At 69.7% G+C, this 10,725-nt stretch carries 7 protein-coding genes and 2 pseudogenes; 5 read left to right on the forward strand and 4 right to left on the reverse strand.

Annotated elements, in window-relative coordinates; all coding sequences use genetic code 11:
- Positions 1 to 120: 120 nt before the first annotated feature.
- Both ACFWFI_RS35395 and ACFWFI_RS35400 read left to right on the forward strand, forming a co-directional pair.
- Positions 121 to 495: pseudogene (locus ACFWFI_RS35395) on the forward strand (VOC family protein); the annotation flags it as partial.
- Between the two features lie 57 nt (positions 496 to 552).
- A pseudogene (locus tag ACFWFI_RS35400) lies at positions 553 to 999 on the forward strand (nuclear transport factor 2 family protein); the annotation flags it as partial.
- 33 nt (positions 1,000 to 1,032) lie between these two features.
- Here the strand turns inward: ACFWFI_RS35400 and pepN are convergent.
- Positions 1,033 to 3,609 (reverse strand): aminopeptidase N, encoded by a 2,577-nt coding sequence (gene pepN / locus ACFWFI_RS35405; protein WP_387398498.1) that lies wholly within the window; start codon positions 3,607 to 3,609, stop codon positions 1,033 to 1,035.
- A 113-nt stretch (positions 3,610 to 3,722) separates the two neighbouring features.
- On the opposite strand from pepN, the gene ACFWFI_RS35410 reads away from it, so the two are divergent.
- Genes ACFWFI_RS35410 through ACFWFI_RS35420 form a run of 3 tightly spaced genes read left to right on the forward strand, consistent with a single transcriptional unit; the run spans position 3,723 to position 4,834 of the window.
- On the forward strand, positions 3,723 to 4,235 hold the full coding sequence (locus ACFWFI_RS35410) for a DUF1203 domain-containing protein (protein WP_387398500.1): 513 nt from the start codon (positions 3,723 to 3,725) through the stop codon (positions 4,233 to 4,235).
- Between the two features lie 34 nt (positions 4,236 to 4,269).
- Positions 4,270 to 4,494 (forward strand): ribbon-helix-helix domain-containing protein, encoded by a 225-nt coding sequence (locus tag ACFWFI_RS35415; protein ID WP_145801513.1) that lies wholly within the window; start codon positions 4,270 to 4,272, stop codon positions 4,492 to 4,494.
- Positions 4,487 to 4,834 (forward strand): type II toxin-antitoxin system PemK/MazF family toxin, encoded by a 348-nt coding sequence (locus ACFWFI_RS35420; RefSeq protein WP_387398502.1) that lies wholly within the window; start codon positions 4,487 to 4,489, stop codon positions 4,832 to 4,834. The genes ACFWFI_RS35415 and ACFWFI_RS35420 overlap by 8 nt, the downstream gene beginning before the upstream one ends.
- Positions 4,835 to 4,893: 59 nt before the next feature.
- Here ACFWFI_RS35420 and ACFWFI_RS35425 read toward each other — a convergent pair whose 3' ends face one another.
- From ACFWFI_RS35425 to ACFWFI_RS35435, 3 genes are all read right to left on the reverse strand, one after another.
- A complete protein-coding gene (locus ACFWFI_RS35425; protein WP_387398504.1) occupies positions 4,894 to 5,922 on the reverse strand; it encodes an aspartate-semialdehyde dehydrogenase in 1,029 nt (342 codons plus the stop codon).
- 184 nt (positions 5,923 to 6,106) lie between these two features.
- Positions 6,107 to 9,415: a S8 family serine peptidase gene (locus tag ACFWFI_RS35430; RefSeq protein WP_387398506.1), complete on the reverse strand. Its 3,309-nt coding sequence runs from the start codon at positions 9,413 to 9,415 to the stop codon at positions 6,107 to 6,109.
- A gap of 144 nt (positions 9,416 to 9,559) precedes the next feature.
- A complete protein-coding gene (locus ACFWFI_RS35435) occupies positions 9,560 to 10,567 on the reverse strand; it encodes a hypothetical protein (protein WP_387398508.1) in 1,008 nt (335 codons plus the stop codon).
- Between the last annotated feature and the right edge of the window lie 158 nt (positions 10,568 to 10,725).

Genomic DNA, 10,725 nt, shown 5'->3' on the forward strand with positions numbered 1-10,725 from the left:
GCTGCGCACTCGGCGCCCGTCCGCCGGGCGGTTCTCATTCGGGCAGCGGTGCGACGACGCGTCGGGAGAGGATGTGAGGAACGAGCGAGAACCGGCGTGAACACCGAAAGGGCGACCATGTTGCGCGTCAAGGCCTTCGATCATCTGGTGCTCAATGTGGGGGATGTCGAGCGAGCGCTGGAGTTCTACTGCGGGCCGCTCGGTCTGGAGCCGGTCCGGGTGGACGAGTGGCGCTCGGGCAAGGCCCCGTTCCCCTCGGTACGGGTCAGCCCGACCACCGTCATCGATCTGCTCAGCGGCCCCCGTGGCGAGTCGAATGTGGACCACATCTGCCTGGTCGTCGAGCCGTTGGACTGGCAGCAGGTCATCGACTCGGGCGTCTTCACCGTGCTGGAGGGCCCGGGGGAGCGATTCGGCGCGCGGGGCCGGGCGCAGTCGGTCTACGTACAGGATCCGGACGGCAACACCGTCGAGCTGCGCTGGTATCCGCAGGACGTGGGGGAGCGCGGGACCGAGGAGCCGCTCACGGGGCAGGTGCAGGTACTCGCGGACCGTGCCGCCGTCGTCGACGCGGCCACCGCGTACGCCACCGCGCTGGACGCCAGGGACTGGGAGGCGCTCCGCGGTCTGTTCACCGAAGACGCGACGTGGGAGCACGGTCAGTCAGGCCGGTCCGTCTCCGGGGCGGCCGCCGTCGCGCGCGAGATCAGCGCGAGCGTGCAGCCCCTGGACGCCACCCAGCACCTGCTCGGCAACCATGTCGTCGCCGTGCACGGTGACGAGGCGGAGCACACCTGCTACTTCCACGCCCAGCACGTCCGGTCCGGACTGCCCGACGGTGAGACGTTTCTCGGGGCGGGCCGTTACGAGGACCTGCTGCGCCGTACACCGGACGGCTGGCGCTTCGTGCGCCGTGTGCTGACCAGCGTGTGGAGCGAGGGCAACCCCGGCGTGTTCGGCCGACAGCAGGCGGCCGGCGGGGAAGGGGGCGCCTCCTGACGGAGACGCCCCCTCACCGTTGGGCCGAAGCCGCTACGCGGTGGCCGCCGTCGCGTCCGCCGCCTGCGCCTTGAGCGCACGCTCCACGCCCGCGCGGGACTCCGACATCAGCCGGCGGAGCGCGGCACTCGGCTGTGCCGACTCCAGCCAGGCGTCCGTGGCGTCCAGGGTCTCCTGCGAGACCTGGAGGGCCGGGTACAGGCCGACCGCGATCTGCTGGGCCATCTCGTGGCTCCGCGAGTCCCAGACGTCCTTGACCGCCGTGAAGAACTTCTCCGTGTACGGAGCCAGCAGCTCACGCTGGTCGGTCTGCACGAAACCGCCGATGACCGACTCCTGCAGGGAGTTCGGCAGCTTGTCCGACTCGACGACCGATGCCCACGCCTCGGCCTTCGCCCCCTCGGTGGGCTGGGCCGCGCGTGCCGACGCCGCGTGGCGCTCACCCGCGGCCGTCCTGTCGCGCTCGTACTCGGCGGCGATCTCCTCCTCGTCCAGGAGGCCCGTCGCGGCCAGGCGCTGCACGAACGCCCAGCGCAGCTCGGTGTCGACGGCCAGGCCCTCGATCACCTGGGTGCCGTCCAGCAGCGACTGCAGCACGTCGAGGTGCAGCGGGCTGCGGGCCGTCGCGGCGAAGGCACGTGCCCAGGCCAGCTGGTGGTCGCCGGCCGGCTCCGCCGCGCGCAGGTGCGCCAGCGTCGCCTCGGTCCACTGGTTCAGACCCGCCTCGCGCCACTCCGGGGCGGCATAGAGGTCCAGGGCCAGCTTCACCTGACGGTGCAGCGACTGCACGACGCCGATGTCCGACTCCTTGCCGATCCCGGAGAGGACCAGCGCCAGGTAGTCGCGCGTCGCCAGCTCGCCGTCGCGCGTCATGTCCCAGGCCGAGGCCCAGCTCAGGGCGCGGGGCAGGGACTCGGCGAAGTCGCCCAGGTGCGCGGTGACGACCCGCAGCGACTCCTCGTCGAGGCGGACCTTCGCGTACGACAGGTCGTCGTCGTTGAGCAGGACGACCGCCGGGCGTGCCGTGCCGGACGGGAACGGCACGGTGGTGCGCTCGCCGTCGACGTCCAGCTCGATCCGGTCCGTGCGGACCAGCTTCCCGGCCGCGTCGAGGTCGTAGCAGCCGATGGCGATCCGGTGCGGGCGCAGCGTGGGCTCGCCCTTCGCGCCGGCGGGGAGCGCGGGGGCCTCCTGCAGCACGGTGAACGAGGTGACGTGGCCGTTCTCGTCGGTCTCGATCTCCGGGCGCAGGATGTTGATGCCGGCCGTCTCCAGCCACGCCTTGGACCAGGTCTTCAGGTCACGGCCGGAGGTCTCCTCCAGCGCGCCCAGCAGGTCCGACAGGCGCGTGTTCCCGTAGGCGTGCGCCTTGAAGTACGCCTGCACACCCTTGAAGAACGCGTCCTTGCCGACGTACGCCACGAGCTGCTTCAGGACCGAGGCGCCCTTCGCGTACGTGATCCCGTCGAAGTTCACCAGGACGTCGTCGAGGTCCCGGATGTCCGCCATGATCGGGTGCGTCGACGGCAGCTGGTCCTGCCGGTAGGCCCAGGTCTTCATCGAGTTGGCGAACGTGGTCCAGGAGTGCGGCCACTTCGAGCCCGCGGCGTCCGCCTGGCACGCGATGGAGGTGTACGTCGCGAAGGACTCGTTCAGCCAGAGGTCGTTCCACCACTCCATGGTGACCAGGTCGCCGAACCACATGTGGGCGAGCTCGTGGAGGATGGTCTCGGCGCGCGTCTCGTAGGCCGCGTCCGTGACCTTCGAACGGAACACGTACTGGTCGCGGATGGTGACCGCGCCCGCGTTCTCCATCGCCCCGGCGTTGAACTCCGGGACGAAGAGCTGGTCGTACTTGGCGAAGGGGTACGCGTAGTCGAACTTCTCCTGGAACCACTCGAAGCCCTGCCGGGTGACCGCGAAGATGTCGTCCGCGTCGAGGTACTCGGCGAGCGACGGCCGGCAGTAGATGCCGAGCGGCACGGACTGGCCGTCCTTCTCGTAGCTGCTGTGCACCGAGTGGTACGGACCGGCGATCAGGGCCGTGATGTACGTGGAGATGCGCGGTGTCGGCTCGAAGGACCAGACGTCGTCCCTGGGCTCGGGCGTCGGCGAGTTGGAGATCACGGTCCAGCCGGACGGGGCCTTCACGGTGAACCGGAAGGTCGCCTTCAGGTCGGGCTGCTCGAAGCTGGCGAACACCCGGCGCGCGTCCGGGACCTCGAACTGGGTGTACAGGTAGGCCTGTTCGTCGACCGGGTCGACGAAGCGGTGCAGGCCCTCGCCGGTGTTCGTGTACGAGCAGTCGGCGACGACCTTGAGCTCGTTGGCGCCGGCCTGGAGGTGCTTCAGCGCGATCCGGGAGTCCCGGAAGACGGAGGCGATGTCCAGGTCCTTGCCGTTCAGCACGATGTCGTGCACCGCCGGCGCGACCAGATCGATGAAGGTCTCCGCACCGGCTTCGGCGGAGTCGAAGCGCACGGTGGTGACGGACCGGTAGGTGCCGCCCTCCTGCGCGCCGGAGAGGTCGAGGTCGATCTCGTACGCGTCCACGGTCAGCAGGCGCGCCCGCTCCTGTGCCTCTTCGCGGGTCAGATTCGTGCCAGGCACGCGGTCATCTCCTTGATATGCGACGTTTTTGGCCATCCTTCCACGTGGGGCGGGGGCAGCGCGATGTCCGTTTTCCGCCGGACCGCTGGAGGCGTTCGGGCCACCCTCGGATCATGACCACATACGAGGCACGGCCCATCGGGCAGGACGCTCTGAAAGAGCTCCGCACGACCGACGACGCCGGACGCCCCTGCGTCCCGTACACAGCCGTGGAGGGCGGCGATCCCCTTCGCTGCTGCCTGCGCGGCGCCGAGCCGGGGGAGAGGATCGCCCTCGTCTCCTACGCGCCGCTGCGCCGCTGGGCGGCGGAGACCTGGGCGCGTCCGGGGGCGTACGACGAGCAGGGCCCGGTCTTCATCCACGCCGACGGGTGCGAGGGCCCGGCGGCGGACCGGACCGGCTACCCGTTCTCGCGGGCGGGCGCACTGCGCACGGTCCGGCGCTACAACGCGGACGGCGAGATAGTCGGCGGCCGGCTGCTGGAGATCCCGGCCGACGAGGAGCGGGGCTTCGACGAGTCCTTCGCGGAGGCGTTCACCGACCGGGAGGTGGCGCTGGTGCACGTACGGGCCGTGGAGTACGGGTGCTTCCACTTCGAGGTGCGGAGGGAGGGGCACGCCAGGTAGCCACTCGGTTCCTACCCTTGGTAGCATGGGTTGCATGAAGATCAGTGTGAGCTTGCCGCAGGAGGATGTCGCCTTCGTCGACGAGTACGCCGCGAAGACCGAGGCGGACTCCCGGTCGGCGGTGATACACGCCGCCATCGAGTTGCTGCGCGAGGCGGGGCTCGAAGCGGAGTACACCGAGGCCTTCGAGGAGTGGGACGCGAGCGAGGACGCCGCCCTGTGGGACCGCACGGTCGGGGACGGAATCGTCGATGCGTAGAGGTGATATCCATCTGGTCGACCTGGAACCTGCCCGGGGCAGCGAGGCCAACAAAGTCAGGCCGGCTGTGATCGTGTCCACCAACGCGGCCAATCAGTCGGTCGTGTCGAACGGCCGTGGGGTGATCACCGTGGTGCCCCTGACCTCGAACACCACTCGCGTCCTCACGTTCCAGGCGTTGCTCCGGTCCGCCGAGAGCGGCCTGCCGATGGACTCGAAGGTGCAGTGCGAGCAGATCCGGGCTGTCTCCCCGGAGCGCGTGCTGAAGCGCATCGGGACAGTGCCGCGTCAGCGCATGAGCGACATCGATGCCGCACTGAGGCGTCACCTCGCCCTCTGAGGCATGCGAAAGGGCGGCTCCCGGGCATCGGGGGCCGCCCTTTCGTGGGTGAGAGGGGTTCAGCCCTTGAGCTCGGCCGCCACCAGCTCCGCGATCTGGACCGCGTTCAGCGCGGCGCCCTTGCGCAGGTTGTCGTTGGAGACGAACAGCGCGAGGCCGTGCTCGACGGTCTCGTCGACGCGGATGCGGCCCACGTAGGAGGCGTCCTTGCCGGCCGCCTGGAGCGGGGTCGGGATCTCGGAGAGCTCGACGCCCTCGGCGTCCTTCAGCAGCTCATAGGCGCGCTCGACGCTGATCGGGCGGGCGAAACGGGCGTTGATCTGGAGGGAGTGACCGGAGAAGACCGGGACCCGGACGCAGGTGCCGGACACCTTGAGCTCCGGGATCTCCAGGATCTTGCGGGACTCGTTGCGGAGCTTCTGCTCCTCGTCCGTCTCGAAGGAGCCGTCGTCGACGATCGAACCGGCGAGCGGCAGCACGTTGAAGGCGATTGGGCGCTTGTAGACGCCCGGCTCGGGGAAGTCGACCGCGTCGCCGTCGTGCGTCAGCTTGTCCGCGTCGGCGACGACCTTGGAGGCCTGACCGTGAAGCTCCGCGACACCGGCGAGCCCGGACCCGGACACCGCCTGGTAGGTGGCCACGGTCAGCGCGTCGAGCCGCGCCTCGTCGTGCAGGGGGCGCAGCACGGGCATGGCGGCCATCGTGGTGCAGTTCGGGTTGGCGATGATGCCCTTGGGGCGGTTCCGGATCGCGTGCGCGTTGACCTCGGAGACGACCAGCGGTACCTCGGGGTCCTTGCGCCATGCGGAGGAGTTGTCGATCACCACGGCGCCCTGGGAGGCGACCTTCTCGGCCAGCGCCTTCGACGTGGCGCCGCCCGCGGAGAACAGCACGATGTCCAGACCGGTGTAGTCCGCCGTGGAGGCGTCCTCCACGGTGATGTCCGTGCCCTCGTAGGCGATGGTGGAGCCCGCGGAACGCGCGGACGCGAAGAGCCGCAGCTCGGCGACGGGGAACTTCCGCTCGGCCAGAATCCTGAGGATGACTGTGCCGACCTGACCGGTGGCGCCGACGATTCCGACCTTCACTGGAACTCCCTCACAGATGCGAACGGGCACGGTTGCCGGTCCATGATGCGTATGTCCACGGCTTCCTTGTCCAATCCATTGTCCGGCAGTCGGACGGGCCCCGCACAGAGCTGTGGGGCGGGAGCCCTTGAGAGCCCCCGCCCCACAGTCATGCGGTGTCGTACGGATCACACCGTCGCTACGGCTACGGCGCGACCTTCTCGATCACGACGCTGCCAGTGCCCGCCGCGGTGCCGCGGGCGTTCACCAGCTGGACCTCGCCGAAGAACTGACGGCCCTCGGGAGCCGCTCCGGCGACCACGACCTCGGCGCCGACCTGGGCGGACGCGCCGTTGGCCAGGTTCACGGCCTTCGACTCGTCGACCTTGATCTCGCCGAGCGACGGGGCGTAGTACACGTCCCGGTAGTCGTACTCGGTGGTCCCGGCCGGGACCGAGTAGCCCTCGATGACGATGGTGTACGTGCCGGCTGCCGGCTTCACCAGACTGACCGACTCCTCCGAGCCGGCCGACGTGGAGGCACCGACCTCGGTCGAGCCCTTGAGGACACGGAGGTCGATGTCGGCGTTGGCGTCCGACGTGTTGCCGATGGCGACGTCCAGCTTCTCGACGCCCTCACCGATGGTGACCGTCTTGGTGTACTCGCCGCCCGTGGCGATCGACGGACGCTCGACGTCGGCCGAACCCAGCGAGCCGCCCTTCAGGGAGCCCTCCAGGTCGCCCGCGTTGTTGGTGACCGTCCAGTCGACCGCGGCCGGGGTGCCGATCTTCGCCTCGGGGATGGTCTGCACCGCCGGGTCGAAGGAGGCGCCGAGCAGCGAGACATCCAGCTTGTACGGGTTGTCCAGCAGCGGCGACGTACGGCGGGACTCGACCTCGATCTCCCAGACGCCCGGCTGCGGCGCCTTGTAGGAGCGCGTGTCCGGACGGCAGGTGTTGGCCGGGTTCTCGTAGTTCGGGTAGCAGTAGATCGTGGAGCTGTCCTCCACCGCGACCCCGTAGGGGTGGATGGAGATGAACCGCGTCTGGCTGCCCGAGCGCAGGGCGCTCAGCGCGACCTCGAGGGTCTCGGCGCCCTCAGGCACGTTCACGAAGTACGACGTGGTGCCGTTGCGCTGCACCGAGCCGGTCGTCGAGAACGCGTAACCCGGCTTCACCAGGTCCTTGGCGACGACCACAGTGGAGAGGATCTGCTGGTCGATGCCGGAGGTCTTCGCGTCGTCCACCTGCAGGATCGCGCTGTGGACACCCGCGGTGCGCGGCTTCGCCTGCACCTTGACGGTCACCGGCTTGCCGAGCGGCAGCGAGACGGTGCTCGAACCGGTCAGGGAGAAGGTGCCGTCGTTGTTCTTCCAGGACAGCTTGTGCTTGACGTTGCTGTCCGGACCCGTGGTGCGGGTGACGGTGACGTCGTACGACTTCTTCTGGCCGGCCTTCAGGCCGCCCTCACGGTCGTACAGGCCGGTGCCGAAGCCCGGGTCCTTCAGCGCGAAGTCGATCGCGGTGTCGACCGGGGCCTTGACCGAGTACTCGTGCGCCGGGGTGCCCTGCTTCTCGATCTGCTTCCAGGCGCCGACGATGTTGATCAGGCCCGAACCCTGGGCGTGCGCGGGCACACCGTCGATGTGGGTGGCGGTGCTGGTCAGCGCGGTCCGCAGGTCGGCCGGGGGCAGCTCGATGTGCTTCTGCTTCGCGGCGGAGAGCAGCAGCGCCGTCGCGCCGGCGGCCTGCGGCGAGGACATCGAGGTGCCCTGCAGCATGGAGTAGCCGGCGGGGAGCGAGTAGCCCGCCTCCTTGACCGGACCGCCCGGGTACCAGGTCTGCGTGGTGTTGATCGACGCACCCGGCGCCGTCAGCGTCGGGGTGAAGCCGCCGTCCTCACGCGGACCGCGCGAGGAGAAGGGCAGCATGTCGTACTTCTTGGTGACGTTCGAGCCGTAGTTGGCGGCCCAGGTCTCCTTGGAGATGGACGCGCCGACCGAGATGACGTGGTCGGCGAGGCCGGGGTCACCGATGGTGTTGACACCCGGGCCCTCGTTGCCGGCCGAGATGACCAGCTGGACGCCGTAGATGTCGATGAGCCGCTTGTAGAGCTCGGCGCGCGCGTTGTTGCCGTCGTTGAGCGGCGGCAGGCCGCCGATCGACATGTTGACGACGTCGACACCGCGGTTGACGACGAGGTCGATCATGCCCTCGGTCAGCGCGATGTTGGTGCAGCCGCCGGACCAGGTGCAGGCACGCGAGGAGACGATCTTGGCGCCGGGCGCCGCACCGTTCATCTTGCCGCCGAACAGGCCGTTGGCCGCGGTGATACCCGCGACGTGGGTGCCGTGCTCGCTCTCGATCACACCGATGTTGACGTAGTCGGCCTTCGAGCCCGCCGCGTTGTAGACGACGTCCTTGCGGGTCTCGACGACGAACGGGATGCGCTCGACGATCTGCGTCGCCGGGTTGTCCGTGCCGAAGTAGGCGACCTGCTGCTTGTCCTTGTACGGCTTCAGCACGGCGTCGTTGCCGAAGTCCGCGTCGTTGTTCAGGTCGACGCGGACCGTGCCGGCGACCGGGTCGTAGAGCACGGCCCAGACGTCGGTGGTGTCGCCGTCCCGGTTCAGGTCCCCGGCCATGTCGCCACCCCTGGTGGCGGCCTCGGAGAACAGCTGGATCCTGTAGGACCCCTCCGGTGCCGAGTAGGTGCGGCCGCCGATGGTGAACGTCGGGCCGGCCACGGAGGCCGTCATCCGCAGCCAGGTGCCGTCGCCGTCGTTGACGGGGTCGGTCGCCGTCACCCAGTCGACGATCTTGCGCTCGCCGGTGGTGGTCTTCTGCAGCGCGGGGTGGCCGAGGTCGACACCGGAGTCCAGGACACCGATGGTGATCCCGCGTCCGTCGGCCTTCGGGTGCTGCTTCACGAAGTCGACCGCGCCCGTCTCGAAGGACGGGTTGTACGGGTTCTTCGCGGGGGTGTTCTTGTCCGGCGCAGCGTAACTGCCCGTGGCCTTCGGCTGCTTCGCCCCGGCTGCCCGGTCGCCCGCGGGCGTCGGGTCGTCCAGCTTGATCTCCTGCTTGAGATCGATGCCCTGGACGGAGGAGAGCTTCTGCGCCGCCTTGATGGTGGCCTCGGCGGTCGCGGTCGGCACGGTCGCCCGGACGTAGCCGAGCTTGTCGTACGTCTGCCCCAGCACGGACCCCTTGACGGCGTCCAGCTGTTCGGCGACCTGCTCGGTCGCGCCGGGGGTGGTGGCGACCATCATCGTGATGTTCTTCTCGCCCTTGGCCTCGGCCTTCGCCAGCACATCGGCGTCGGCCTCGCCCAGCTTGTCGCCCTTCGCGCTCGCGGCGGCGGGCTTCACCGGGGAGGTCGCCGGGTCGTCGGCGGCGAAGACCGGAGCGGCGCCGGAAGCGGCCAGCGCGGCCGCCAGACCGGCTGCGGCCGCGATACGTGCCGCGCGTCTCGCCCCGGGTATGGAGCTGGGGGATTCCTTGGTCATCAGCATCCCTGTTTTGTGAAAGAAAGAGAGAGTCCGGAATTCGGTACCCGATGACCGCTCAGCCTTTCGCAAACGACAGGGGTTTGTGGAGAGTTGGCGGTGACCAGAAACGGACATGGCGTAGATCCGCCACCGGTGCCATTGCGCCACTCAGCGCGGCAGGACCACCACATAGGCGGCCGGTTCACGGTCCTCGGCCGCCATCATCGCCGTACGCAGCACCACCGACAGCTGGGCCGCCGAGTCCCGCAGATGCTTCGGCGTCACCCGCACCACCGTGACCCCGAGCCTCTCCAGGTGCTCCCGTTCCGCGGCGAAGGCGACGTGCTCCTCCCTGGGCGAGCGGGTGCCCAGTTCGAGCGCGACCGCCTGCTCCGGCCAGTACGCGTCCACCCCTCCCAGGAAGCCGCCGCCCGGCAGGGACAGTTCCACGTTCCACAGAGGCTGAGGCAGGCCGTGGGCGCGCACCATCTCGTACAGTCTGCCCTCCGCCACCGCCCGGCCCTCGATGAGCAACGCGTCGACGGCGTCCACCACATGCGCGCGGCCCAGCAGCTTGGCGGCGTTCAGTTCCCGTACGACGGACGCGGGTTCGCAGTGCCCGCCACGCACCGCCTCCGTCAGGATCCGGCGCACCGTCGAGGCGTCCGTGAGCGAGGCCACCGCGTCGGCCAGGGCCCGCTCCACCGGAGCCAGCGGCACCCCGAGCCTGCGCTGAGGCCGGGGCAGGTCGGCGGCCCGGGTCACCTGGACGAAGCGGGTGGAGCGCAGCCGCCTGGTGCGCGGCACCAGCACGTCGATCCGGTGCAGCGCGATCATCGGGGGCGCGGACGTGAAGCCGTAGAGGGCCAGGGCCGCCAGGCCCGTGACCATGGCCTCGCCGTAGCCGGGTCCGGGCTGGGCGGGCACGGTCCGGCGGGCGCCGACCGGGGGCCGTCCGGCGTACAGCAGGGCGCCACGCACCCGGTCGTCGTTCGTGGGCGAACCCGGGTGCAGGAGGTACACGCTGGGGAGCAGCTGCTGCCACGGACCGCCGGGCAGGCACTGGGTGGCGGTCTGCGCGGCGGTCACACCGCGGGCGCGCAGCTGTGCGGCGGACTGCACGCGGAGGACCGCTTCGTGGAGGGGGCGCTGGGACAGCGGGGTGTTCTGGGTCATGCCGGGGAGGTTCCCGCAGCCTCGCAGTGCGATAACCCGTGTTACACGCCCGTCGACATTCCAGGACAACGCCGTCCTAAAGTACAGCAGTTCGAATGCCGAAAAGAGTGGTCGAGGCGGGGATTGTACGGCGCACGCCCCGCACGTCTGTGCGGGGC

Origin of the sequence: Streptomyces sp. NPDC060209, assembly GCF_042728155.1 — a bacterium.
In the GTDB taxonomy this organism is placed as follows: domain Bacteria; phylum Actinomycetota; class Actinomycetes; order Streptomycetales; family Streptomycetaceae; genus Streptomyces.